At 45.4% G+C, this 25,393-nt stretch carries 26 protein-coding genes; 12 read left to right on the top strand and 14 right to left on the bottom strand.

Annotation, left to right across the window (positions count from 1 at the left end):
* The first annotated feature begins 113 nt into the window (after nt 1-113).
* The 5 genes from hslR to K6Y31_RS07980 all read left to right on the top strand — a co-directional run bounded on the left by hslR (nt 114) and on the right by K6Y31_RS07980 (nt 6,220).
* Nucleotides 114-512 carry a ribosome-associated heat shock protein Hsp15 gene (hslR, locus tag K6Y31_RS08000; protein ID WP_233052274.1) on the top strand — a complete coding sequence of 133 codons (399 nt, stop codon included), beginning with the start codon at nt 114-116 and terminating at the stop codon, nt 510-512.
* Between the two features lie 15 nt (nt 513-527).
* Nucleotides 528-1,436, top strand: a complete 909-nt coding sequence (hslO, locus tag K6Y31_RS07995; protein ID WP_233052273.1) for an Hsp33 family molecular chaperone HslO — start codon at nt 528-530, stop codon at nt 1,434-1,436.
* Nucleotides 1,437-1,573: 137 nt separating this feature from the next.
* Nucleotides 1,574-3,202, top strand: a complete 1,629-nt coding sequence (gene pckA, locus K6Y31_RS07990) for a phosphoenolpyruvate carboxykinase (ATP) (RefSeq protein ID WP_233052272.1) — start codon at nt 1,574-1,576, stop codon at nt 3,200-3,202.
* Nucleotides 3,203-3,379: 177 nt separating this feature from the next.
* On the top strand, nt 3,380-3,853 hold the full coding sequence (greB, locus tag K6Y31_RS07985; protein ID WP_232801694.1) for a transcription elongation factor GreB: 474 nt from the start codon (nt 3,380-3,382) through the stop codon (nt 3,851-3,853).
* Between the two features lie 42 nt (nt 3,854-3,895).
* Nucleotides 3,896-6,220 carry a Tex family protein gene (locus K6Y31_RS07980; RefSeq protein ID WP_233052271.1) on the top strand — a complete coding sequence of 775 codons (2,325 nt, stop codon included), beginning with the start codon at nt 3,896-3,898 and terminating at the stop codon, nt 6,218-6,220.
* 285 nt (nt 6,221-6,505) lie between these two features.
* Here the strand turns inward: K6Y31_RS07980 and K6Y31_RS07975 are convergent, their stop codons facing one another.
* The 3 genes from K6Y31_RS07975 to bioH form a co-directional block, all read right to left on the bottom strand.
* A complete protein-coding gene (locus tag K6Y31_RS07975) occupies nt 6,506-7,429 on the bottom strand; it encodes a putative metalloprotease CJM1_0395 family protein (RefSeq protein WP_233052270.1) in 924 nt (307 codons plus the stop codon).
* Between the two features lie 94 nt (nt 7,430-7,523).
* Complete coding sequence (locus tag K6Y31_RS07970) at nt 7,524-7,826, bottom strand: flagellar basal body rod C-terminal domain-containing protein (protein ID WP_233052269.1); 303 nt, start codon at nt 7,824-7,826, stop codon at nt 7,524-7,526.
* A gap of 73 nt (nt 7,827-7,899) precedes the next feature.
* Nucleotides 7,900-8,667, bottom strand: a complete 768-nt coding sequence (gene bioH, locus K6Y31_RS07965; RefSeq protein ID WP_233052268.1) for a pimeloyl-ACP methyl ester esterase BioH — start codon at nt 8,665-8,667, stop codon at nt 7,900-7,902.
* 7 nt (nt 8,668-8,674) lie between these two features.
* On the opposite strand from bioH, the gene K6Y31_RS07960 reads away from it, so the two are divergent.
* Both K6Y31_RS07960 and nfuA read left to right on the top strand, forming a co-directional pair.
* Nucleotides 8,675-9,445, top strand: a complete 771-nt coding sequence (locus K6Y31_RS07960; protein WP_233052267.1) for a ComF family protein — start codon at nt 8,675-8,677, stop codon at nt 9,443-9,445.
* Nucleotides 9,446-9,537: 92 nt separating this feature from the next.
* Nucleotides 9,538-10,119, top strand: a complete 582-nt coding sequence (gene nfuA, locus K6Y31_RS07955) for a Fe-S biogenesis protein NfuA (protein ID WP_233052266.1) — start codon at nt 9,538-9,540, stop codon at nt 10,117-10,119.
* Between the two features lie 70 nt (nt 10,120-10,189).
* Here nfuA and gpsA read toward each other — a convergent pair whose 3' ends face one another.
* The 3 genes from gpsA to K6Y31_RS07940 form a co-directional block, all read right to left on the bottom strand.
* Nucleotides 10,190-11,191 carry an NAD(P)H-dependent glycerol-3-phosphate dehydrogenase gene (gene gpsA / locus K6Y31_RS07950; protein ID WP_233052265.1) on the bottom strand — a complete coding sequence of 334 codons (1,002 nt, stop codon included), beginning with the start codon at nt 11,189-11,191 and terminating at the stop codon, nt 10,190-10,192.
* Between the two features lie 5 nt (nt 11,192-11,196).
* Nucleotides 11,197-11,679 carry a protein-export chaperone SecB gene (gene secB, locus K6Y31_RS07945; protein WP_233052264.1) on the bottom strand — a complete coding sequence of 161 codons (483 nt, stop codon included), beginning with the start codon at nt 11,677-11,679 and terminating at the stop codon, nt 11,197-11,199.
* Between the two features lie 176 nt (nt 11,680-11,855).
* Entirely contained in the window at nt 11,856-12,284 is a 429-nt protein-coding gene (locus tag K6Y31_RS07940; protein WP_233052263.1) for a rhodanese-like domain-containing protein, read from the bottom strand.
* A 238-nt stretch (nt 12,285-12,522) separates the two neighbouring features.
* On the opposite strand from K6Y31_RS07940, the gene gpmM reads away from it, so the two are divergent.
* The 3 genes from gpmM to K6Y31_RS07925 are packed head-to-tail and all read left to right on the top strand — an operon-like array spanning nt 12,523 to nt 16,021.
* Nucleotides 12,523-14,049, top strand: a complete 1,527-nt coding sequence (gpmM, locus tag K6Y31_RS07935) for a 2,3-bisphosphoglycerate-independent phosphoglycerate mutase (RefSeq protein ID WP_233052262.1) — start codon at nt 12,523-12,525, stop codon at nt 14,047-14,049.
* Between the two features lie 24 nt (nt 14,050-14,073).
* Nucleotides 14,074-15,228 carry a murein hydrolase activator EnvC family protein gene (locus K6Y31_RS07930; protein ID WP_233052261.1) on the top strand — a complete coding sequence of 385 codons (1,155 nt, stop codon included), beginning with the start codon at nt 14,074-14,076 and terminating at the stop codon, nt 15,226-15,228.
* A gap of 1 nt (nt 15,229) precedes the next feature.
* Complete coding sequence (locus K6Y31_RS07925) at nt 15,230-16,021, top strand: divergent polysaccharide deacetylase family protein (RefSeq protein WP_233052260.1); 792 nt, start codon at nt 15,230-15,232, stop codon at nt 16,019-16,021.
* Here the strand turns inward: K6Y31_RS07925 and K6Y31_RS07920 are convergent.
* The gene (locus tag K6Y31_RS07920) at nt 16,018-16,266 is read right to left on the bottom strand and encodes a YkgJ family cysteine cluster protein (protein WP_233052259.1); all 249 of its coding nucleotides are present in this window, start codon (nt 16,264-16,266) and stop codon (nt 16,018-16,020) included. The genes K6Y31_RS07925 and K6Y31_RS07920 overlap by 4 nt on opposite strands.
* Nucleotides 16,267-16,402: 136 nt before the next feature.
* Here K6Y31_RS07920 and panM point away from each other — a divergent pair, with 136 nt between their 5' ends.
* Nucleotides 16,403-16,816, top strand: a complete 414-nt coding sequence (gene panM / locus K6Y31_RS07915; protein WP_233052258.1) for an aspartate 1-decarboxylase autocleavage activator PanM — start codon at nt 16,403-16,405, stop codon at nt 16,814-16,816.
* Nucleotides 16,817-17,592: 776 nt separating this feature from the next.
* On the opposite strand, the gene K6Y31_RS07910 is transcribed toward panM, so the two are convergent.
* The 4 genes from K6Y31_RS07910 to dusA all read right to left on the bottom strand — a co-directional run bounded on the left by K6Y31_RS07910 (nt 17,593) and on the right by dusA (nt 20,084).
* Nucleotides 17,593-17,988 (bottom strand): hypothetical protein, encoded by a 396-nt coding sequence (locus K6Y31_RS07910; RefSeq protein ID WP_232801679.1) that lies wholly within the window; start codon nt 17,986-17,988, stop codon nt 17,593-17,595.
* 1 nt (nt 17,989) lies between these two features.
* Nucleotides 17,990-18,580: a DUF4136 domain-containing protein gene (locus K6Y31_RS07905; RefSeq protein WP_233052257.1), complete on the bottom strand. Its 591-nt coding sequence runs from the start codon at nt 18,578-18,580 to the stop codon at nt 17,990-17,992.
* A 98-nt stretch (nt 18,581-18,678) separates the two neighbouring features.
* Nucleotides 18,679-18,810 carry a hypothetical protein gene (locus K6Y31_RS22315; protein WP_282560158.1) on the bottom strand — a complete coding sequence of 44 codons (132 nt, stop codon included), beginning with the start codon at nt 18,808-18,810 and terminating at the stop codon, nt 18,679-18,681.
* 281 nt (nt 18,811-19,091) lie between these two features.
* Nucleotides 19,092-20,084, bottom strand: coding sequence for a tRNA dihydrouridine(20/20a) synthase DusA (gene dusA / locus K6Y31_RS07900; RefSeq protein WP_233052256.1), 993 nt, complete (start codon nt 20,082-20,084; stop codon nt 19,092-19,094).
* Between the two features lie 246 nt (nt 20,085-20,330).
* On the opposite strand from dusA, the gene K6Y31_RS07895 reads away from it, so the two are divergent.
* Nucleotides 20,331-20,705 carry a hypothetical protein gene (locus K6Y31_RS07895; RefSeq protein ID WP_232801676.1) on the top strand — a complete coding sequence of 125 codons (375 nt, stop codon included), beginning with the start codon at nt 20,331-20,333 and terminating at the stop codon, nt 20,703-20,705.
* 57 nt (nt 20,706-20,762) lie between these two features.
* On the opposite strand, the gene K6Y31_RS07890 is transcribed toward K6Y31_RS07895, so the two are convergent.
* From K6Y31_RS07890 to K6Y31_RS07880, 3 genes are all read right to left on the bottom strand, one after another.
* Nucleotides 20,763-22,148, bottom strand: coding sequence for an MBL fold metallo-hydrolase RNA specificity domain-containing protein (locus K6Y31_RS07890; RefSeq protein ID WP_233052255.1), 1,386 nt, complete (start codon nt 22,146-22,148; stop codon nt 20,763-20,765).
* 340 nt (nt 22,149-22,488) lie between these two features.
* Entirely contained in the window at nt 22,489-23,904 is a 1,416-nt protein-coding gene (locus K6Y31_RS07885) for a phosphomannomutase (RefSeq protein WP_251080788.1), read from the bottom strand.
* Nucleotides 23,901-25,334: a mannose-1-phosphate guanylyltransferase/mannose-6-phosphate isomerase gene (locus K6Y31_RS07880; protein ID WP_233052254.1), complete on the bottom strand. Its 1,434-nt coding sequence runs from the start codon at nt 25,332-25,334 to the stop codon at nt 23,901-23,903. The genes K6Y31_RS07885 and K6Y31_RS07880 overlap by 4 nt, the downstream gene beginning before the upstream one ends.
* Nucleotides 25,335-25,393 lie beyond the last annotated feature (59 nt).

Here is a 25,393-nt window from a genome sequence, read left to right as displayed (position 1 = left end):
GAGTGTAACACGATGACGAAAGCAAAAAACAGCCACAACGATGAGACTTGATAAAAACTGTTACCGCCACCATATCTTAAACATAATAAGTTTAACGACAACGAGATACTCCAATGTCAGAACAAGATGCCGTGCGCCTTGATAAATGGTTATGGGCGGCTCGGTTTTTTAAAACTCGCGGCCTTGCCAGAGACGTGATCCAAGGCGGAAAAGTGCAGTATAATGGCCAACGCACCAAACCGAGTAGATTGGTTGAGGTTGGCGCAACGATTACCGTTCGCCAAGGTCATGATAATAAGGAAGTTGTGGTGCTAAAAGTTGAAGGCCAACGTAAAAGTGCGCCTCAAGCACAACTACTATACGAAGAAACCGAGGCCAGTATCGCCTTAAGGGCTCAGCATGCTGAGCTAAGAAAGCTAAGTGCACTGCATGCCCCGCACCCAGATCGCCGGCCGGACAAAAAGCAGCGCAGAGAATTAATAAAAGTAAAATCACAGCGCAGTGATAACTAATTTTTTGGAGTTCCCATGGACCAAGCACCAACACAACCGTTATTAGACCACCTACACCGTTTCTTATTTGAAGATTACGATGTACGTGGCGAACTCGTACAACTTAGCCAGAGCTACCAAGATGTACTGCGTAACCACCACTATCCAGCCGCAATTGAACGCTTGGTTGGTGAATTATTTGTTGCCACCAGCTTATTAACCGCCACACTTAAATTTGAAGGTCATATCAACGTGCAATTGCAAGGTGATGGTCCGGTGCATTTAGCAGCCATTAACGGTGATCATAATCAAGCCTTACGTGGCGTAGCACGCTATAAATCCACTCCCGCAGACGATGCCAATCTAACCGAGATGGTCGGTAAAGGCTTCCTATTGATCACCATCACGCCAAATGAGGGAGAGCGCTATCAAGGCGTGGTTGAATTGGTTGGCAACTCATTAACCGACAGCTTAGAAAACTACTTTGCCCAGTCAGAACAATTAGCCACCAAACTTATCTTAAAAACAGGCGTTTATAACGACCAAAAAATGGCAGCTGGTCTATTATTACAAAAGCTGCCGACAGCGAAAGAAGAACATGAAGCTGAATTTAGCCATGTCACAACGTTGGCTGAGACTTTAAAAGACGATGAGCTATTTGGCCTAGACGCGGAAACCTTGCTATACCGCTTATATCACCAAGAAACAGTTCGTATTTTTGAACCGCAAGCCATTGTTTTTGAATGTGGATGCTCAAGAGAAAAGTGTGAAGGAGCCTTGTTATCGGTCGAGAAAAGTGAGCTGCTTGATATTCTGCAAGAGAAAGGTCAAATCGATATGGATTGCGAATATTGTCGCACTGCTTACCATTTCGATGCTGTAGACGTGGAAGCATTATTCACCACCAAAGCCCCATCAACACAGAACAATGAAACAAAACACTAGGTAAAACCGAAAAAATTAACAGGCATTTGTATTTATCACAACACTTTACTCTTAAGTTTGAAGCTTATCCCATTATTCTATTTTTAAAGTAATAGAATAATTAATGAACAAACTAAAAAGTAACCTTGGAGATAAATATGACAGTTATCGACGCGGAAAGAACTCTATTAAGTGCGCAAGATTTAGTTAAATACGGCATTCAAGGTGTAAAAGAAGTGTTGCATAACCCTTCTTACGAAACCTTGTTTGTCGAAGAAACGAAGCCCGACCTAGTAGGCTTTGAACGTGGAGTTGTAACCGAGTCAGGTGCTGTCGCGGTGGACACAGGGATTTTTACAGGGCGATCACCAAAAGACAAATATATCGTTAAAGATGATGTTACTCGCGATACGATTTGGTGGTCCGATCAAGGAAAGAACGATAACAAGCCCATCACCCCAGCAGTCTGGCAAGATCTAAAATCCTTAGTAGTCAAAGAGCTATCAAATAAACGCTTGTTTGTTGTTGATGCCTTCTGTGGCGCTAACAAAGATTCCCGCCTTGCAGTGCGCTTTATTGTGGAAGTCGCATGGCAGGCACACTTCGTAACCAATATGTTTATCCGCCCTAGCGCTGATGAGTTGGCTGAGTTTGAACCCGATTTTGTGGTGTTAAATGGTTCGGAAACCACCAACCCAAATTGGCAACAACACGGCCTCAATTCTGAAAACTTTATCGCCTTTAACCTCACCGAAAAAATGCAAATTATCGGCGGTACTTGGTACGGCGGTGAAATGAAAAAAGGCATGTTTGCCATGATGAATTACCTGCTGCCACTGCGCGGCATGGCATCAATGCATTGCTCTGCCAACGTAGGCACGAATGGCGACACAGCTATATTCTTTGGTCTTTCAGGCACCGGTAAAACCACCTTATCAACGGATCCTAAACGCGCCTTAATTGGTGACGATGAGCACGGTTGGGATGACTCAGGCGTGTTTAACTTTGAGGGTGGTTGTTATGCCAAGACCATCCGCCTTTGTTTAGAAGCCGAGCCGGATATTTACAAAGCCATTAAACGTGACGCATTACTTGAAAATGTAACCGTGCGCGACGATAAAACAGTCGATTATGATGATGGCAGTAAAACCGAAAACACCCGTGTTAGCTACCCCATTTACCACATAGATAACATTGTTAAGCCGGTATCTAAAGCGGGCCACGCTAACAAAGTGATATTTTTAACGGCAGATGCCTTTGGCGTACTACCGCCGGTGTCTAAACTCACCAAAGAGCAGACTAAATATCATTTCTTATCTGGTTTTACCGCCAAGTTAGCCGGTACAGAGCGCGGCATTACCGAACCAACTCCGACTTTCTCGGCTTGTTTTGGCGCGGCGTTTTTAACGCTGCACCCAACCAAATACGGCCAAGAGCTAGTGAAACGAATGGAAGCGGCAGGCGCGGAAGCATATTTAGTTAATACAGGCTGGAATGGCACAGGTAAGCGAATTTCGATTCAAGATACCCGCGCCATCATCGATGCCATCTTAGACGGCTCGATTGACAAAGCGGAAACGAAAACGATTCCAATCTTTAACTTGGCGGTGCCAACCGCTTTGCCCGGCGTAGATCCTGCGATTTTAGATCCTAGAGACACTTATGAATCAGCAGAACAATGGACCGCTAAAGCAGAGAATTTGGCACAACTGTTTATCAATAATTTTGCGCAGTACACTGACAACGAGGAAGGAAAAGCACTGGTAGCCGCCGGACCACAACTTTAAGCTTCACTTAATCAGCAAATGAATGCGGGACCATGAGTCCCGCTTTTCATGCCTTTCATCAATCCTGCGCAACACATAGTCGTTCACCCCTCGCTTATTTGCATCGCTAGACTTTAAAAAACTAGCCATAGACGCTATAAAGAGCGCAAGCAATCGACAGCATGGTGAATTACAAGATTGAAGACAAATCTCATTACGCCAGAAGGCATGAAAAAGTTAGAAGCCGAACTCGATCATCTATGGCGCGAATACCGCCCAGAAATCACGCAAAAAGTAGCATGGGCAGCCAGCTTGGGCGATCGTTCTGAAAACGCCGACTATAAAGAAAATAAACGCGTTTTAAGGCAAATTGATAAACGAGTCCGGTTCCTGCGCAAGCGCATCGAAGAGCTCACCATCGTTACCCCATCACCTCAGCAGCAAGGAAAAGTATTTTTTGGTGCCATCGTTAATATTGAAAACGATGCAGGTGAAACGCTGAACTTTAAAATAGTCGGCCCCGATGAAATTTATGGCCGCAAAGACTACATTTCCATCGACTCGCCAATGGCGCGAGCGCTGCTAAAAAAATCCGTTGATGACGAAGCCATAGTCCACACCCCTTCGGGTGAGAAGACTTGGTATATCAATAAAATAGATTACGATCTTTGATGAATCCCCTCGCTTTCCCAAATTTTAAACGCTGAGAAAACAATGCATTCTATTCATAATACAATCGCTCAAGAAATTGGTGCTAGCACCGCACAAATCAACGCCGCCGTACAACTATTAGATGAAGGCGCAACCGTGCCTTTTATCTCGCGTTACCGTAAAGAAGTCACCGGCGGCCTTGATGATGGCCAGCTACGTACTCTTGAGCAAAGGCTGACTTATTTACGCGAGCTAGAAGATAGACGCAGCAGTATTATTAGCACCATAAAAGAGCAAGGTAAGCTAAGTGATGCGCTACATCAGCTGCTGCTTGATGCGGATACCAAAACTCGCCTTGAAGACTTGTACTTACCCTACAAGCAAAAGCGTGTCACTAAAGGTCAAATGGCGATTGAGGCAGGTATAGAGCCCCTTGCAGATATGCTATTAACACAGCCTTCACTTGATCCAGAAAACCAAGCAAGCGCTTATCTTAACCCCGAAAAAAACTACCCCGATACCAAAGCCGTGTTAGAGGGCGCAAAATACATTCTTATGGAGCGTTATTCACAAGATGCCGAACTGATCAGCCAAGTGCGCTCTTATTTGCAACATAACGCAACCTTAGACGCCCAAGTGATTGCAGGCAAAGAACAAGAAGGCATCAAATTTAAAGATTATTTTGCTTACAGTGAAAAAATCAGCCAGATCCCATCACACCGCGCTCTCGCTATTTTACGTGGACGCAATGAGGGAATACTGCAACTCAGTTTAAACGCCGACCCAGAGCGTGAAGATAAAACCTTGCCCAGCACAGGGGAAACCTTGATTGCCCGCTACATGCAAGTGAATCAACTCACTTGCAACCCTTGGTTAAAAACCGTGGTGCAATGGACTTGGCGCATTAAACTATTGATGCAGTTAGAGAATGAATTGATTTCGAATCTACGTGAAGCGGCAGAAATTGAAGCTATCAATGTGTTTGCCAAAAATCTAAATGATTTATTAATGGCCGCTCCCGGTGGCCCGAAAGTCACGCTTGCGTTAGACCCAGGCTTGCGTACAGGGGTTAAAGTTGCAGTGGTGGATGGCACAGGTAAATTATTAGCATACAGTACTATTTATCCTCATGCGCCACGTAAAGATTGGCAAGGTTCGCTCAGTGAATTAGCTAAATTATGTCAGCAATATAAAGTTGAACTGATCAGTATAGGTAACGGCACCGCATCACGCGAAACCGACCAACTGGTCGCAGAGTTAATCAAAGCGAAGCCGGAACTGAAGCTCACCAAAATTATGGTGAGTGAAGCCGGTGCATCGGTTTACTCTGCATCTGAACTGGCCGCAAAAGAATTCCCCGAACTTGATGTGTCTATCCGCGGCGCCGTTTCCATTGCCCGTCGTTTACAAGACCCTTTGGCCGAATTAGTGAAAATTGAAGCAAAAGCCATTGGGGTTGGCCAATATCAGCACGATGTAAACCAATCATTATTAGCGAAAAAACTGGATGGTGTGGTCGAAGATTGTGTGAACGCTGTTGGCGTTGATGTGAATAGTGCGTCTGCCGCGTTACTTACCCATGTGGCAGGGTTAAACCCCACTCTGGCGCAAAACATTGTCGACTACCGGGATGAGAATGGCATTTTTGTTGACCGTTCACAGCTGAAAAAAGTCGCACGTTTAGGGCCAAAAGCGTTTCAGCAATGTGCTGGTTTCTTACGCATTCGCGGTGGTAAAAACCCACTTGATGCCTCAGCGGTGCACCCCGAAGCCTACCCAGTAGTTAAAGCGATGCTTAAAGATATCAAGCAGGATATCACAAACTTAATGGGTAATAGCGCACTGTTAAGCACCATTCAACCGCAAGCCTATGCCAGTGAAGAGTTCGGTGTACCCACGGTGACGGATATTATCAAAGAGCTCGATAAGCCTGGACGCGATCCGCGCCCCGAGTTTAAAACCGCCACCTTCAAAGACGGCGTAAACACCATTAATGACTTAAAGCCTGAAATGATCTTAGAAGGCGTGGTGACCAACGTGGCCAACTTTGGCGCTTTTGTTGATGTTGGTGTCCATCAAGATGGTTTGGTACACATTTCAGCCTTGAGCAATAAGTTTGTTTCAGATCCTCGTGAAGTAGTAAAGGCAGGACAAATCGTCAAAGTAAAAGTGGTTGAAGTAGACGTGCAACGCAAGCGCATTGCCTTAACCATGAAGCTAGACCAAGCCGTAGAGCAAAACAACAACTCAACAGGGAGTCGTTCTGCTAAAAACAACAATCATCAACCTAAAGCGAGCGCACCAAAGGCTCGTCAGCCACAAAAACCGGCTGCGCCATTAAACAATGCTTTTGCTGATGCGTTTAGCAAGGCCAAACAAAAACGCTAGCGACAGCTGATTCGCAGCATAAATTCTGCTCCTACTCGATGTGGTGTAAGCCTTATGAGCCCTGATCACAGGGCGATTTACCTAAAGTGATTCATCGCAAAAAATTTATCGCAGAATCACTTATTCTCCTTGTAGGTTGAACTTGTTGCTTCGTGTTTTTGTAGGAGCTGAGCTTGCTCAGGGAATTTGTGATGTTCGCTGAGCAAGCTCAGCTCCTACTTGAATAGGATCCTCGGTCATGGGGAGATCATGTATGGGCTGTTTAGTCGCGCGAGGAAGTAGCGGCTAAATGGAAGCGCGCAGTGCGGGACGCTCATTTGCCACAACAGAGCCAAAATAGCGTTGCTCTATTGCCCTATCGGTTTGCATGGCTTGCTCAGAGCGAGCAATAGGGCCGTATTTGTTACTCGGATTAAATGAGTAAATATCTTCACTTTTTAACGTTTGAGTATCTGCTGCACTCGAGCCAACACGTGAAGGTTGACTCTCGTTATCACCTTCGCCAGCATCCGTACTTGTGCTTTTTACTTTTTGACTAGCCGCCAACTCTGAATAAGCAGCATTAAGCTGACGAGTCGCTTCGGCTGCAATTCTTCTGTCGGCAACAGAAGGACTTTGCGGTGCTAACGCTGCAGAGCGAACTTGACGCATTTTTTGAATCGTCGCTTGAGGATCACCTGCGATTGGCGATACACTGATTGGTACTTCACCAGATACCGCATAGCGTTTGCCATCGGGACCATTTTCATAACCATAGTTAGGTTGGCCGGCATGTTGCCCACCGACGCTGGCATGCGCACGTTCATGAATGACAACTTCATTATGACGGCTTTCAAGAGAGTCAACTATCTTTTGCTCTTGTGGTGTTAGTTGACCAGCTGCCTGATTGCCTTCGCCTTTATTATCTTGCTGATCAGAAGCCTGCTGCTGATTAGGCTGCTGCTCTGAGCCTTGTCCTTCACCCTGCTCTTTACCTTGAACGGTACGAATATCAGAATTTTGCGCTTCAGTTGAATGGGTACTACCAGCTTGCTGCTGGCTAACTTTAGATTTGTCTTTTTCCGAGCCTACTTCCGTTTCGGCTTTGTACGGCTCGGTTTTAGATAATTGCGGAACCAGCTCGCGATAGCGGTTTTCATGGCGTGTCACATTTTGCTGCGGCTGCAACGACATCGGCACCATAGGGGGCAATTGAACATTCATATTCATGATAATTTCCTCATGTCCACTGCTCCTAGATGTAACTAAATTCGTTATGCTTAACCCGAAAATCTGAGTTAAACCCCTGCTCGCAAAACGTTTACTACACTTTTATGTCAATAATACTTCCTATCATCTCATCCGCGGCTGAAATAGTCTTAGCGGATGCTTTGGCTTGATGTTCCGCCACGGTTAAATTAACGAGCTCAGTCACCACAGATTGTTGGGTGCGATCTGCCGGCAGCAATGTCGCACTTGTTTGCGCGTCTTGCACAATACCAGCATTACCGTTCGCGTTGGCGCTATCAATCGTTTGCTGAGCAATGTTAGACGCACTTTGCGTTACCTGCTGCTGCGCTCGTTGAAATCCTTCAACACCAATGCTAAATGCGGACTGTATGTTCATGGCTAAATTCTCGCCTAATATCTGAGCTAATTATCGCTCAAAATCGGCTATTTTTACAGCAATTATTACTTATTTACACCAAACAAAAGTGAATAAGCTGCGCCGAGAACTGCTCTTTATCGGTTACAAACGGCGCATGTGACGCCTTTTCAAAGACATAGATTTCACTGTCCGGCGCTAATAACGTCACTTGTTGCGCCACATCAATAGGAACGAGACGGTCTAATTTTCCAAACATTGCTAAAAATGGCATCTCTAATCCCCCTAACTGGGTTCGTAAATCATCTTGTTGCAAAATAGTCAGGCCATCTGCTAATGCCTTAGGGTCAGGTAACGGTTTTTCTGCCAGCCACGTTTTCAATGCCTTAATATCCTGTCGCGCCGATTCGCTTCCCATTGCTTGAACCGCCAAAAAGCGCTCTATGGTGGTTTTAAAGTCGCCCGCTAATGAATCAATAAACTGTTGTAGCACCCTAGGTTGAATGCCTGGCCAATCTTGGTCTTGTGAAAATTTAGGACTAGAAGCGACGGTTACCAAGCGTCTGACTCTATCAGGAGACATTAATGCGGCTTGTGTGGCCACTAAACCACCTAAAGACCATCCAACCCAGACCGCCTCAGTTGGCGCTTGGTCGAGTACAGCTTGCGCCATATTCTGCAATGTATGCAATGCAAAGGGCTCACTCTCACCAAAGCCAGGTAAGTCAATTAAGTGCACCGTAAAATAGCTTTCAAGTAGTGGTAGCACGCCCTGCCACGCCGCACTGTTTAACCCCCAGCCGTGCAACAACACAAGATCGCGTCCCTGTCCTACACTGGTTATATTCAATTTTTTTGTCATGGTGCCTATGCTCAGCCTTCAAAAAGCGCCCATGTTACCCCATGCATTAACACTTGCAAGGAAGAAACTTGGCCAGTACGCCCAATGCCTGTTGCCATTGAGTTGCTTACTTTGCCAGCAAGGCATTGCAACGGGACTGGTCTGTCACACTTGCTATCAAGATCTAAAACAAACTTACCCTCACTGCTTGCGTTGTGGCTTACCTTTACCAACCACTGAATCCATGTGCGGTCAATGCGTCCGCACGCCACCAAAATTTACTAAACTGCATGCATGTGGCTTATTTGAGCCGCCACTCAATCAGTTGGTTTATCACCTCAAATATCAAAAGCAAACCACCTACAGCTGTGTATTAGGTCAATTAATGGCTGAAAGAATCCATACACATGCAGCAGAATCAGTGACAATAAATTTACCCCAAGCCTTAATACCAGTCCCGCTTCACCCTCGTAAAGAACGCCAGCGTGGTTTTAACCAAGCCCAATTAATTGCCGAGCACTGCGCGAAGACATTAGCTATTCCTTGGCACAGTCACTGGGTCAAAAGAGTCAAAAATACCACTAGCCAAACCCAGTTGAATATCAAACAACGTAAGCGCAATATGCACCAAGCCTTCAAAGTCGCAGCGCTACCTGCGCAGCTTGATCATGTCGCCATTATCGATGACATCGTCACTACTGGCGCGACTATTAATAGCTTATGTAAAGGGCTGCAAAAAGCAGGTGTTAAACAAATAGAAATATGGTGTATTTGCCGAACGCCCACAACAAGGCCATAAAATCATCATAAATGTGCTTTTTTTGATACTAAATACCCTGTTATTGACGCTATAATGCCTGAGTGATTTAGTCAGGTTTTTTGAGGATAGTGATGATCAGTATTTCCAGTGACGCGCAGCAACACTTTGTAAAGCTGCTAAGTTCGCAGCCAGAAGGCACCAATATTCGCGTATTTGTAGTTAACCCTGGCACACCTAACGCTGAGTGTGGTGTTTCTTATTGCCCACCTGAAGCGGTTGAACGTACCGATGTGTTCTTACCTTTTGATGGTTTTGATGCTTTAGTTGATGAGGTGAGTGCGCCATTTTTAGAAGACGCCACCATTGACCTAGTGACCGAAGAAACCGGCACTCAGTTAACGCTAAAAGCGCCTAATGCGAAGATGAAACGAGTTGCAGATGATGCTCCGTTGATCGAGCGAATTGAATATTTTATTCAATCGGAAGTGAATCCCGGCCTAGCTAGCCATGGCGGTAATGTGAAGTTAATCGAAATTACCGAAGACGGTTTTGCTATCGTTCAATTTGGTGGCGGTTGTAATGGCTGCTCAATGGTTGACGTAACACTGAAAGACGGCATTGAAAAACAAATGCTAGTGACCTTTGAAGGCGAATTAAAAGGTGTACGTGACATTACTGACCATGAAAGTGGTGAGCACTCTTACTATAAGTAAGCTTATTTGATAACTAAAAAACCGCTTAACAATAAGCGGTTTTTTATATTCAGAGCAAGGTAAAGCGATATTATTCGTCTTTTTTACTACGTGCTAATAAAGCAATCGCAGCCAATTTTGGGTCTTTTCCTTGGTATAATACTTGGTAGATTTGTTCCGTTATCGGCATCTCGACATTTAGCCGTTGCGACAACATAAACACCTCTTTTGTATTGCGATACCCTTCTACCACTTGACCTATTTCAGTTTGCGCATCAGCCATCGATAACCCTCGACCTAACGCTAATCCAAAACGTCGATTTCGAGATTGGTTATCAGTACACGTCAGCACTAAATCACCCAGTCCAGCCATGCCCATAAAGGTTTTAGGATCAGCATTTAACGCTGCACCCAATCGCGTTAGCTCAGCTAAGCCACGGGTAATTAACGCTGTTCTAGCATTTGCGCCAAACCCCAAACCGTCAGCCAAACCCGCGCCGATAGCGATGACGTTCTTCACTGCGCCACCTAATTGCACACCAATAAAGTCTTCATTGGTATAAACACGAAAATGTTCACTGTGTAATAGGTCAGATAAATCGTTAACAAAAACGGGATCTGTAGAAGATAACGAGATTGCCGTAGGCAAACCGGCCGCTAATTCTTTAGCAAAGGTTGGCCCTGAAATCACAGCAAGGGAAATATCGCGACCCAATACATCAATAGCGACGTCTTGAAGTAATCTGCCAGTGTCTGGCTCAAGGCCTTTAGTCGCCCACACCACACGATGTTCTGGCGTTAACAGCGGCTTTATTTGCTTTAATACAATGCCAAAAGCATGACTTGGCACCACTACTAAGATATTACGAGAAGCGGCAATACAGGTTGCTAAATCAGCTTCAATGTCTAGCGTGTCAGGAAAAGGGCAATCGGGTAAAAACGCTTGATTGCAACGTTCTTGCTTGAGCTTTGCCATGTGCACGGGCTCATGGCCCCAAAGCAAAGTTTGATGTCCGTTTCTGGCTAAAGAAATAGCAAGGGCGGTGCCGTAAGACCCCGCCCCCAATACAGAAATGGCTGCAGATTTAGCCATAAGAATTATGAATCCAATTGTTCCGGCTGCGCTTCAGCTGCACGTTGTTGCATAGCTTGGGCGAAAAGTGCGTCAAAGTTAACTGGCGCAAGGTTAAGTTGTGGGAATGTACCACGCGTAACCATGCTTGTTACCGCTTCACGCGCATATGGGAAAAGAATATTTGGACAGAATGCACCTAAACAATGTGCAAGCTGTGGATCCGGCATTTCACCAACAGTGAAAATACCTGCTTGCTGCACTTCACATAGGAACGCAGTTTCGTCAGCAATCGTTGCTGTTACTGTCAGAGATAGTACAACTTCAAATACGTTATCAGCTAATTTTGCGCTTTTAGTATCGAGATCTAGCTTAACTTCTGGCTGCCATTCTTTTTGGAATATTGCTGGAGAGTTTGGACATTCAAAAGAAATATCTTTTAGGAAAATGCGCTGAATGTTGAAATCAATTTGTTGTTGTTCTTGCGCATTTTGTTGTTCTTCGGCCATCTTAAAAAATCCTTAATAATAAAAAAACTTCAAGGGGGGAATCCCCCAAATAAAAAACCACGTCATCCAAACTTAATGCATTCCGTTTGCATTTATATGAATAACAACGCCGCAAAAAATAGTTTCAGTGTTTCGCGCAAAAATGGCTGAATCAACTGACAATAACTAGACGGCGATTATTTCTTTGTTAGTGGCAGGTTGGCGTTTTTCCATTCCGCTAAACCGCCCGTCAAGTTATTCACTTGCGTAAAACCTGCTTTCACAAGTTTATTGGCAGCTCCAGAAGAGCGCATTCCCGTGGCACATACCACTATAATGGGGCTCTCTTTTAGATTTTCAACACCGGTGAAGGTTCCTGCGTTAATTTGTGACTCAGTTAAATGTTTTGCACCAACAATGTGGCCTTTTTTGAATTCATCTAAGCTACGCACGTCAACCACAACAGCATCTTCTTTGTTCATCATCAAGGTTGCTTGCTGATGGGTGACACTCTTTACCGCTGAAAAGCGACTCTTTACTGTGGTAAAAATTAACGCGCCCGCTAAACCAAACCACGCAATGACCAGCATCGGGTTAGCTGCAGCAAAATCCATATATTCTTGCATAATGTAATACTTCGTTAGCCTGAAAAAAGCTGAGTATACCTGTGCCGAGCCAGAAGATCAGCCTTGCCAAAACCGAAATACGATACTTTTTCTCGTGTTGGGATAAAAGTGAGCCAAACTAAGGGAAAAGGTCTGAAATAATACGAAAGGATTGAGCCAGATCTACAACATAGCATCTAAATGTAGTAAAATTACGCTAATTTTATTTTCACAAATCTAACCAAAAGAGGTTCAACATATGGCTAAGAAGCCCTTAGTACTTATCATTATGGATGGCTGGGGATATCGTGCAGATATGCCAGACAACGCAGTATCAAATGCCAATACGCCAGTACTTGACGGCCTATGTAAAGAATACGCCAACACCCTAATCTCTGCTTCTGGTATGGATGTAGGTTTACCCGATGGTCAAATGGGCAACTCTGAAGTGGGCCACACCAACATAGGTGCAGGCCGCGTGGTTTACCAAAATTTAACCCGCATCACTAAAGACATCCTTGATGGCACATTTGATGAAAACCCCGTATTAACAGGCGCAATTGATAAGGCGACTAATGCAGGTAAAGCAGTTCACATCATGGGTCTACTTTCTCCAGGCGGCGTTCACAGCCACGAAGACCACATGCTGGCAGCCGTTGAACTTGCAGCTAAACGTGGTGCAGAAAAAATCTACCTACACGCAATCACTGATGGCCGAGATACGCCACCACGTAGCGCACAAGGTTCAATCGAGCTATTTGAAGAGAAATTCAAAGCCTTAGGCAAAGGCCGTTTTGCCACAGTGATTGGTCGTTATTTTGCAATGGACCGCGATAACCGCTGGGATCGCGTTGAGCAAGCTTACAACCTACTTACGCAAAGCCAAGCTGAATACAAATACGACAGCGCCTCTGACGCATTAGCAGCCGCTTACGCTCGTGAAGAAAACGATGAATTCGTGAAAGCGACCGTGATCGGTGAAGCAGCGCCAATCGAAGATGGCGATGCGGTTATTTTCATGAACTTCCGTGCTGACCGTGCGCGTGAAATCACCCGTTCATTTACCGATGCAGGCTTTGATGGCTTCAAACGTCAAGTTGAACCAAAACTTGCTGATTTTGTGATGATCACAGAATACGCTGCCGATATTGATACAGCTTGCGCTTACCCATCAGAGTCACTAACCAACACCCTTGGTGAATGGTTATCTGATCACGGTAAAACGCAACTGCGTATCTCTGAAACTGAAAAATATGCTCACGTTACGTTCTTCTTTAACGGTGGCGTAGAAGAAGAATTTAAGGGCGAAGAGCGTTCATTAATTTCATCTCCAGCAGTGGCCACTTACGATCTACAGCCGGAAATGAGCTCAGCTGAACTGACTGAAAAGCTAGTTGGCGCCATTAAGAGCGACAAGTACGACGTCATCATTTGTAACTATCCAAATGGTGACATGGTTGGTCACACTGGCGTTTACGATGCAGCGGTTAAAGCTTGTGAAGCCGTAGACAGCAGCATAGGTGAAGTCGTTGCAGCCCTAAAAGAAGTCGGCGGCGAGTGTTTAATCACCGCAGACCACGGTAACGCAGAGCAAATGATCGACCCAGAAACAGGTGGCGTTCACACCGCACACACTAGCCTGCCAGTGCCACTTATCTATGTTGGCCGAGAAGCAACTGCATTAGAAGACGGTAAGCTAAGTGACTTAGCACCAACGATGCTAAATTTGATGGGCATGGAAATTCCAGCTGAAATGACTGGTAAGCCTCTGATGATTTTGAAATAATCTTTCCCCATGAAGGGGAATGAATTGTTCAAGCAGATAAGCAAAACGGCCGGCATCATTGCCGCCGTTTTGCTTTTTTTATTTTTTAACTCGGCGCACGCTGAGCAATCTGAGCTGGACAACGTAAAACAGCAAATAAAATCCCACCAAGAAAATATTCAAAAACAAAGTAAGGCTATTGCCCGACTGCAACAAGAACTAGAGAGTGCTGAAAAAGAAATCGCCAAATTTGCCGGTAAACTACAGGCCAATGCAGAAGCCACGCGTGAAGCGCAAAAAAACCTCGACAAACTCAAGATCTCCGCTGAAAAACTAGAACAGAACAGACTAAAACAGCAAAAGCTATTAGCGAATCAAATTGCTAGCGCCTATCGAACCGGTCAACACGATTATTTAAAAGTGTTACTCAATCAAGAGGACCCAACCAGAATTGACCGAGCGATCAGCTATTATCAATACCTGAACAAAGCACGCATCAAAAGCTTACAAAAAATGCAAAACACCTTAGCCGAGCTCAATGAAAACCAACAGCAACAAACAGCTAAAATTGAACAATTGGCAAGACTCAAACTCGAACACGGCGAGCAACAGAAAAAACTGACAGCACAACAAGCGGGCCGTGAAGATGCGATGGCCGCCTTAAATCAGACCATCACCTCAGAGCAACAACAAATAAAACAGTTAGAAGATGCAGAAAAACATCTATCGCAACAACTTGCCGAAAGTATTGAGCAGCAAAAAATCGAACAAGAGCTAGAAAACATTAAAAAGCCCGTGCTCGATGGGCTACAAAAATATAAAGGTAAGCTTAGCTGGCCAATTAAAGGGCGAGTGTTGCACCGGTTCGGTGGTCACCGTAGCGGCCAGTTACGCTGGAAAGGCATGCTTATTGCTGCCAAAGAAGGGGCGGAAATAAAAGCCTTATCTCATGGTCAAGTCGTCTACTCTGAATATTTAAAGGGCTACGGCATGGTGATGGTGATTGACCATGGCAAAGGCTTTATGAGCCTTTATGGTCACAACCAAGCCTTATTAAAAAGCGTTGGTGATACCGTAAGAAATGATGAAGTTATCGCCCTTGCAGGACGCAGTGGTGGACAAAAGCGCAGTGGTTTGTACTTTGAGATCCGTTATCAAGGCAAACCGCAAGATCCACGGAAATGGCTAAGCAGAAAATAATATGCCCTTACATCAACGCGGTACTACCGTAACAACACGGTTATTAAGCGCATTTTTATTACTGCTTTCAAGCTTTTGCAGTGCTGCCAACCTAGCCATTATCATCGATGATATCGGCAATAGCGAACATGACTTTCAAGCCCTTAAGCTCCCTAGTGAAGTTGCATTTTCACTGCTACCCTTTACCCCGCAAGCGCTGACCATCGGCCAACAAGCATGGGCACAAAACCGAGATATGTTGCTGCATATTCCAATGGAGGCGGTGGCAAATAATGAATTTCTTGGGCCGGGAGCGCTACGCGCAAATATGAGCGAGCAAGAGCTTAAACATAAACTAGAACAAGCCATTGTCGCTTTGCCCTTCATCCAAGGCATAAACAATCACATGGGCAGCAAGCTCACCACCATGGCCGAACAAATGCGCTGGACCATGGAAACCCTGCGTCATCATGAGTTATTTTTTCTCGATAGTCGCACCAGTAAAAATACCTTAGCCGAAAGCACCGCCCAGTCATTAGGCGTGCCCGTGCTACGTCGCCATATATTTTTAGATAATTTGCGCAGCCGAGCGGCCATTGAAAAGCAATTTAATCTCGCCTTAAAACTTGCCAGCTCAGGACGCGATGTGGTCATAATTGGCCACCCTTACCCAGAAACGTTAAGCTTTTTACAGCAAAGGCTTAATCAGCCTATCGCCCCAGTTAATTTAGTAAACATTACTGAACTCATGCCCCTTGCTGAGGCAGCAATAGCCAAAGCGGCTAATGAAAGCGGCAGTGAAGCGGTTAATTAAGTCAGCCTTTCTAACTCATCAATATTAATCATCGCCTGCTGGTCAGTGCTGCCACAAACAGAAGGACAAGGCTTAAAATCAGCACACACCTTGGGCCGCTCTGGTTTACCAAATAAACGACATAAATTATGCTCATTAAGTTGAACACAGCGAACGCCCGCTGGCTTGCCCTGCTCCATCCCTGGAATGGCGGAGCTAATACTTGGCGCGATACAGCAAGCACCGCAACCTAAGCGACATTCCATAATAAATCCTCTTTCATTCACCCGACATAAGATCAGATAAGCTCTTTTCCATAAAACACGAAACTTTTATAATGACTTATAATTCTAACCTGCATGACGTCATAAGCATACCGCTTGTCATTTCTTAGGAGCCACCATGCGCTTAAGCGTTTTTCACCCGCAGCAAGTCGAGCCTCAATTACTAATTGATTTAAAGAAAATTTATGCCTCTGCTTGGCCTGAACTACAGCTAACCGATCTAGCATTAAATTCATTAATTGCACAAAAATCCCCAAGCCTATATGTCGCCATGTTCAACGAACGCCATATCGCAGCGGCATTACTGAGCATAGAGGGAAACACCGCAAACTTAAGTCAGTTTACGGTGAGAGACTTAACCCGCCGCCGCGGTGTGGGTAAGTATTTATTAACCCAACTAGAGCTAATTGCCAAAGCGCAGGGAGCAACCACAATAGCGACAACCCTAAACGAACAAGAGCAACCCTTTAGTGGTTTTTTAGTGGCGATGGGATACCAAGAACAGCATGGAAAGTGGTGTAAAACCTTATAAATAAAATAACGCTATTTGAATCATTGCTAGCGACCATTCGCAGAACAAGTTCTGCTCCTACGCGATAAAATAGTTCACGTAGGAGCTGAGCTTGCTCGGCGAATTGACCATAAATAAAATTCATAATCGTTAACACCTACCACGTAGGAGCTGAGCTCGCTCGGCGAACAAACCTACAAATAAACGCAATCCCAATATGGATAATCCTTCACACTCTTAACCAGCCCTGCGCGAAGTGGATTCGCCACCACATATCGACAAATTGGTAAAAGATCATTCTCATTGCGAATCGCGTGATCGTAAAACCCATGCTGCCAAATACTTCCCCTGCATAAGCCTCGCTGATGCAAAAGATAGCTAGTTTCCCGCTTCACCCTACCAACTAACTAAGTGTGCTTAAATCAGCCAACTGAATAACCCAGTGAAAATGGTCAGGCATGACAACAAAAGCTAACGTTGAACACAATCGTTCATGATCGGCTTTCGCCATTGAATTTATCAACAACCTCGCAGAGCTAAACGAATGAAAAATAGGCCGACGCTGAAACGTGGTTGATGTAAGAGAATATGCTTGGTTTGCTTGTGAAACGCGACCAAAGCGCAGATGGTTAGCATGATAATTCATAGCAATATCGCGACAGTAATCATCTTCTAATTATAGTTAAACTGTCCTTGTTCGCAGAACAAGTTCTGCTCCTACTCGATAAAATCGTTCACGTAGGAGCTGAGCTTGCTCGGCGAATTAACCAAAAATAAACGTGATGTGATATTAAAGCCTAACTACTCAAATTTCTTAACGAGCGTAAAAACAACCCGATACCGCCAACCAACAACACCAAAATCACAATTAAATCGAATGCTGACATATGACGTAATTGAAAATTAATGGACGTGATCACGCCGAATATCAGCATCACTAACGCGCCAATAGCCAAAATCCAGCCTAAAATATTTCGGCTGTTATAAAACACCAAGCCAACACCAAAAATAAAAGGCACCATGACCATGCCGCTGGTTAATGAAAACCCGCCAACTCGGTATAAGCTATAACCCATATGAAAATGATTAGTCACCATAATGGCATTAAGTAACAAATAGCCACCAGCAACCATCATAATCAAACCAATAAAAAACTGGCCAACGCCACCTTCACTGCCACCTGCACCACGCATATTATTGCTCCGCCGTCGGAATATTAGCCAGCATTTCACCCACTAGACGATCAGCGCGTTTCGTCGCCTCATCACGTGGTCGTTCAAAATCAGCAAAACCCTGCAACATGGTTTTCCAATAAACTTGCTTGGTGTCACTAGACATCGCGCCGAGTACTAGCGTCGCTTTTTCATAACGGCCATCACTGTTAATACTCATTAGTCCTGGCGACAAACCAAATATTTTAATCAACTCAGCGTCCGGTAACCCAGATTCAAGAGAGAACAAAAAGCCCATAACCAAATCAGCTTTCGTCACATCAGGCTCATAGCCATAGCCCTTTGCCTGCATTACCGAAGCTATCGCATTGCGAAGCTCACCTTGCACAGCTGTACTATCCAAGCGGGAGTCTTCAATCACCACATTCACCGCGTCAACAAAAGTGTAAGTTTTAGACGCAGGAATAGTTTGACCAGGTGTTGCATCGCTTACTATCGTAGTGCGCTGCATCGGTTTCTCGACAGCTTGCTCTGTCACCGGCTCATCTTTAGAGCAAGCAGACAGCACTACAAGTACGGGGAGTATTAAATAACTTGAAATTTTTCTCAACACACACTTATCCTTTTTAAATACGCTAACCGCATAAATCTAAAAAGAATATAACACGAGATGCTTAAAATTAAAGCCGAAAAGCGTGAGACAGACCTACCCTACCAGCCAAACACTTCACGGTGATGGGTGCAGTAAATAAGCAGCGCCAAAAAAAAGTACAAAGCACTAACATGAAAACCTAATAACGTTGTTAACCCAAACATCACTCTAACTAAGGCTAATTTGGCCATTTTACTACCCACTTAAAACACGTCGCTGTTATTAAAAAGTAGCGACATATTAGACTAAAGTCGTAGAAGCAAAAACCATGTATTTAGTTGAAAACGTTATATTGAATATCGGAAGAAAAGCCAACAGCGCTCAGCATTACAACCAAAGTCGTAGCAATAAATAGAAAGGAAATAAAAACAACCACTAACAACTTGACCTTAATTATTAAAAATAAAAGGCCTTACTTTTACAGCAAGCGCTTGTTCAAAAATAATCTAAACAAGCACTTTGTTATTCACATTTATTCTGCAGGCGTAAACTCCGTCACCAGTTTTAGCGCATCTTCTAGCACTTTTAACGTCGCATCCCCCCGCGGTGACAGCTCACTTAAATGACGGCGATAAGCACGGCCATTGGGCAAACCTTGAAACATGCCCAACATGTGGCGCGTAACGTGAGACAGCTTAGCCCCCGATGCCAAATGCTTTTCAACATACGGAAACATCGCTTCAATCACTTCGACGCGGCTCAGCACAGGGCGCGTCGAACCAAAATAATGTTGGTCAACCTCAGCCAACAAATAAGGATTGCTATACACTTCACGGCCTAACATCACCCCATCTAAATGCTGTAAATGCTCATCACATTGCTCATAAGTTTTTATGCCACCGTTAATGGCAATCACCAGCCCAGGAAAATCCTGTTTAAGCTGATACACACGCTCGTAATCCAGCGGCGGAATATCGCGATTTTCTTTTGGACTTAAGCCGCTCAACCATGCCTTGCGCGCATGCACAATGAAAGTATCACAGCCAGCCTGCGCCACTTGATCAATAAACGTGGTTAAAAAGGCATAGCTATCTTGTTCGTCAATACCAATGCGTGTTTTCACCGTAACAGGTAAATCACAGGCGTCTTGCATCGCTTTAACGGCATCCGCCACCAGCGCTGGCTCAGCCATTAAGCACGCACCAAAACGACCGCTTTGCACCCGATCTGAGGGGCAACCTACATTCAAATTAATTTCATTATAACCACGTTGCTGGGCAATTTTTGCGCACTCAGCTAACGCCTTCGGATCACTACCTCCGAGCTGCAATGAAACGGGTTGCTCTTCTTCGTTAAATGCCAAGTAATCGCCCTTACCAAACAAGATCGCGCCCGTTGTCACCATTTCGGTATAAAGCAAAGTGTGCTGTGACATCAAGCGATGAAAGTAGCGACAATGACGGTCCGTCCAATCCAACATCGGGGCAACGGAGAAGCGCTGAAGGTGCGACACATTGTGCGACATGACTACATATTCCTTAAATAACAATAGGATGGAAATATAACGCACGATGAGTTAGCGGCGCATTTAAAAACAGCGCCGATTATAGCGCTCCACTGTCATGGCTTCAAATTCATCACCTGACTGCAAGCCAAGTTGATAAAAAATTAAGCTATCAAGTCTCGATATTCTGTAGCTAATTAATAAATATTAGGTATAGTCATCATGACATTTTATGTCACACATTCTTAAATTAGAAGGACCCATAATATGAAAGCATTACCTATCATAGCTGCCTTTTCTTTCACCTTATTAGCGGGATGTGGGCCAATCTCAGAAGCGTATGAAGAAACAAAAAAAGAAGCCAAAGCGGCGAGTAAAAGCTTATTAGAAGAAAGTACAGGCATTAACGTTGACGAATTACTCGAAGCGAAAAAAGAGCTAGGCGTCAACTCAATTGAAGAAGGCAAGCAAGCTGCCCTTGAGCATATTGACGGCGTGGTTGAGCAAACCATTGGTGAACCACTGGCCGCAGTACAGGACATCAACGCTGAAGATCTTGAGCAGCAAGTGAATGACGTGATCAAACAAAAGAAAACCGAGCTAGCCCAATGGTTATTGGAAGACGCTAACGAAGAAGAATAATGATGCTGCGATTGAGCCTTTGCGCTCAATCGCATTATGTTCGGCTAGCTACTTGTATCACTCAAGGCCATAACCAGCAATCACCACGTCACACTCAGGCAGTAAATCACGATACAAACGTGCAAGCTCTGCTTTCGCCTCTTCGTCACCATGCACAATCTTAATTAGCTTTGGCGGTTTACGCATCCGTTTCACAAAGTTCAGCAAATCTTTTTGATCGGCGTGGGCCGAATAACCACTTAAAGTGTGTACGCCAGCTTTAATATCAATGCGTTTATCGTCAATAAATACGTAACCGCCCGTTGGACCATATTGTTGAATATCACGCCCTAAACTACCACGGGCTTGATAACCGACAAACAGCACATCGGCAGTTGCATCGGGTAAAAACTGCTCTAAATAACTGACAATACGGCCACCGCTACACATGCCACTGGCAGCAATCACCACCGCAGGCTTATTGCGCTTGGCAAGATAATTGAGCACTTGGATGTGCTCTTTATGGCTACTAACTGTATATAACGTTTCAAAGTCGAGTGGATGACGACCAGATTGGGTTTTCCGGCGCGCTTCGGCATCCCACAGCTCGCTAAACTCACAATAAAAATCCGTAAAGCCTGCCGCCATTGGCGAGTCGATAATCACCTCTAAATTGGCCCACATGGCCGCGGGGTTCTTTTTCGATTCAGCATAAGCGATAGACTCAAGCTCATATAACAGCTCTTGAGTGCGACCAATACTAAAAGCAGGGATCAACACCACACCGTTATCTGCCACTGCTTTTTCAATGGTGGTTTTCAATAAAGCAGAGCGCGCTTTACGTCCTTGATGGCAATGATCGCCATAGGTACTTTCAATCACTAATACATCGGCTTGATAAGGACTCTTCGGCGCGGCGAGTAACGGCGTGTAAGGTGCGCCTAAATCCCCCGAGAACACCACGCGCTTACCTTTACCACAATCAAACTCTAAATAGGCAGAGCCTAAAATATGCCCCGCCGGTTTAAACTTCACCTTAGCCAAGCCATCAACCGGCAAGCTTTGCCAGACTTTATAGTCCACCGCAATCATCTGGCTTTTGAGTTTGCGAATACAAGCATCGATTAAGCGCTGATCTTGAGTGACGCCAAGCTTAAGGGCATCGCGCAAAATCATCGGCAACATCGCCACCGTAGCTTGGGTAGCATAAATGGGACCATTAAAGCCAGCGGCTAATAAATATGGAATGCGGCCAACGTGGTCAATATGGCAATGAGTAACAACAAGGGCTTTAACAGTTGAGAGGTCAAACTCAATAGCCAACGACTCAGCGCCTGCTTTACCGGCTGTTTCAGCCCCTTGAAACAAACCGCAATCAATTAAAATGCTGTTATGTTCATTTAGTATCAACTGATGACAAGAGCCTGTTACCCCATCAACCGCGCCCCAATGTTTTATATCCATTAAGTCTCCATATATATCTATGTATCAAAGCATGCTTCGCAGAATAAATTCTGCTCCTACAAAAGCGTGTTACCCCCACGTAGGAGCGGAATTTATTCCGCGAAAAACAGCGCCCACCTGTTGAACGATATGCCCCCAACAAAAAGCGTATTCCCCACACGTAGGAGCGGAATTCATTCCGCGAAAACAGCGCCCACCTTACTCAAGAGAAAAATCATACTACCCGCCCGTAAGGCCCTTATTAAAGGGCTATTCATCGACAATATTCTTTGATTCGCAGAATAAATTCTGCTCCTACTCAGCGTGGCTCACTCGTTCATTGTGCGAATAAAACGCCCCATCAAGCCTGATTAAGCGCGCCCAAACTCTGCACCACCAACTGCATCGCGCGAACAGATGAACTCGCCTCGGCATAACAACGCAGCTCCGGCGCATTACCCGAAGGACGCAAATGCACCACTTCGCCATTACTCAATGTCATACGCAAACCATCGGTGGTATCAACACTAGTAGCATCAAACTCACCCAATCCCAAGCTTACTAACAACGCTTTTGGCTCGGCCAATCCACGCTTAATAATTGCTAAACTTTGTTCCCTAGGGAAGTTTTGAATGCGGTCACTCGCAGTATATATCTCAGGTAACTGCTTCACTAAGTCAGATATAGGTTCACCACCCGCCATCGCCAACACCGCCAAAACAGGTAACACCGCATCACGAGTGGGTAGCGCACTCAGCGCAGCGCCATTCACCTCAATGTCCGAGCCCAATAAAAAACCGCCATTGGCTTCAAAACCCGCAATGTGGCCAAACTGACTTTGCAGCAAGGTAAACTCTGCAATCACATAAGGTGAGCCAATTTGCGTGCGCGCTACATACTTAAACGCACCACATGCTTCGATAGCAGAATTACAACTTACCGGCACCGCTAACGCATCAATACTTAAATACTGCGCGGCCAGTAAACATAGAATATCACCGCGTAAATAGGTGCCCGTTTCATCAGATAACAGCGGCCTATCGCCATCACCGTCGGTAGAAAACAGCGCATCTAACTCAAATTCACGCTGCCAATCTTGCGCTTGTTCAATGTCAGCCAAGCCCACCGCTTCGGTATCAATGGGCACAAAGCTGTCACTGCGGCCAAGGCTAATCACCTCGGCGCCTAACTGTGTAAACAAATCGCCATAAAGATCGCGACCCGAGCTGGAATGCTCATAAATCCCAATACGCTTACCCGCTAATAAATCACTGGGGAAAATATCCAGATAGCGCGCCATATAAGTATCAGCCGCGCGCGTTGACGCTTGCGGCAAGCCATTTAAAGCTAACTCTACCAGCTCACTCTGCGCACTTAAAATTGCCAGCTCGTCTATCTTAGTGATTTCACCATCGGGGCGATAAAACTTTAAACCATTGCGATCAAAAGGAATATGACTGCCCGTCACCATGATCGCAGGCACGCCATCAGCCATAGAAGTGACCGCCAAAGCGGGCGTTGGCAGCACACCATAATAATCAGTCTCTAAACCTGCCGCCTTAGCCGCAGCAATACAAGCCAACGCCATTTCCGGGCTACTTGGGCGATTATCAATGGCAATCGCCAAACGTGAAAAACAAAACCGCTCGCGCATCACCTCAATAAAGGCCAAGGCAAAGGCAGCGCAAACTTCAGCAGTAAAATCCACCACCAAGCCACGCGCACCACTGGTGCCAAACGCAATGCCGCTGCTCTTAATGATATTCGCCACACTCATGATTCTGTCCTGCCGTATCTGTCTTCAAAGCGCACTATGTCGTCTTCACCTAAATACGAGCCTGACTGCACTTCAATTAGCTCAAGGGGCACCTTACCAGGGTTTTCAAGGGCGTGAGTGGTGCCGATAGGAATATAAGTGGACTCATTTTCACTGAGTAAAAAGATGCGCTCGCCATTAGTCACCTTGGCCGTGCCCGACACCACCACCCAATGCTCGGCGCGATGATGATGCATTTGCACCGACAACTTAGCCCCCGGCTTCACCGTAATATGCTTTACCTGAAAACGGTTGCCGGTATCAATCGAGTCATACTTACCCCAAGGGCGCTGTACATCACGATGATGCAACACTTCACTGCGATCACTGGCTTTTAAACTCTCAACTAAGTGCTTCACCTCTTGCACCCGAGACTTATCCGCCACTAACACCGCATCTTTGGTTTTCACCACTATGATGTCTTTTAAGCCAATGCTGGCAACCAGCGTATCCTGGGCATAAACATACGAGTTATGCGAGTCGATATCTAACACATCACCACGAAACACATTGCCCTGCTCGTCCTTGTCAGACACTTCCCAAAGCGCCGACCAACCGCCCACGTCACTCCAACCACAATCCATTGGGATCACCACTGCTTGGTTGGTTTTTTCCATCACCGCGTAATCAATGGAATCTTCAGGGCTAGTAGCAAAGGCCGCTGCATCAATGCGAATAAAGTCTAAATCAGGATTAAACGCGCGCGTGGCCGCTTGGCAAGCATGGTAAATATCAGGACTGTGTTGTTTCAACTCAGCCAAAAACACACTGGCTTTAAACAAAAAGATGCCGCTATTCCACGAGTATTCACCGCTATCAATATACGCCTTTGCAGTGTTTAAATCTGGTTTTTCAACAAATTGGGCCACCTCAAACAGCTCACCTTGGCCATCCGACAACGCCAAAGGCTGACCCCGCTTAATATAGCCATAGCCCGTTTCAGGGTGATCCGGCACAATGCCAAAGGTGACCAAGTTGCCAGCCTGCGCCGCGCTAATGGCATTGTTCACTGCCACGCAAAACGCCGCCTCATCTTTAACCACATGATCTGCCGCTAAAACCAGTAGTAAAGGATCGTCATCAGGATGCTGAGCCAAGGATTGAAACGCCGCCAGCGCCAACGCCGGCGCAGTATTTTTCGCTTCTGGCTCTAACAAAATACCACTATGAGGCAAATCCACTTGGCGCATTTGCTCTGCCACCGTAAAACGGTGCTCTTCATTACAAATAATCAGCGGTGCATAATGCTCAACGCAAGCCAGCCGCCCAGCGGTAGCCTGCAACATCGTCGCTTGACCGTATAACGATAGGAATTGTTTAGGAAATAACTTACGAGAAAGCGGCCACAAGCGAGTGCCCGAGCCGCCAGCCATGATCACAGGAAGTAACATAACACACTCCAGATCCATTGGATTTATGTGTTAATTAAAGCCTAGTATGGCGCAGAATG

It is taken from the genome of Motilimonas cestriensis (assembly GCF_021295315.1).
Taxonomy (GTDB): Bacteria; Pseudomonadota; Gammaproteobacteria; order Enterobacterales; family CBDFNC01; genus Motilimonas; species Motilimonas cestriensis.
The sequence above is the reverse complement of the archived record's forward strand: the minus strand, read 5'-3'. Positions and strand labels throughout refer to the sequence as shown.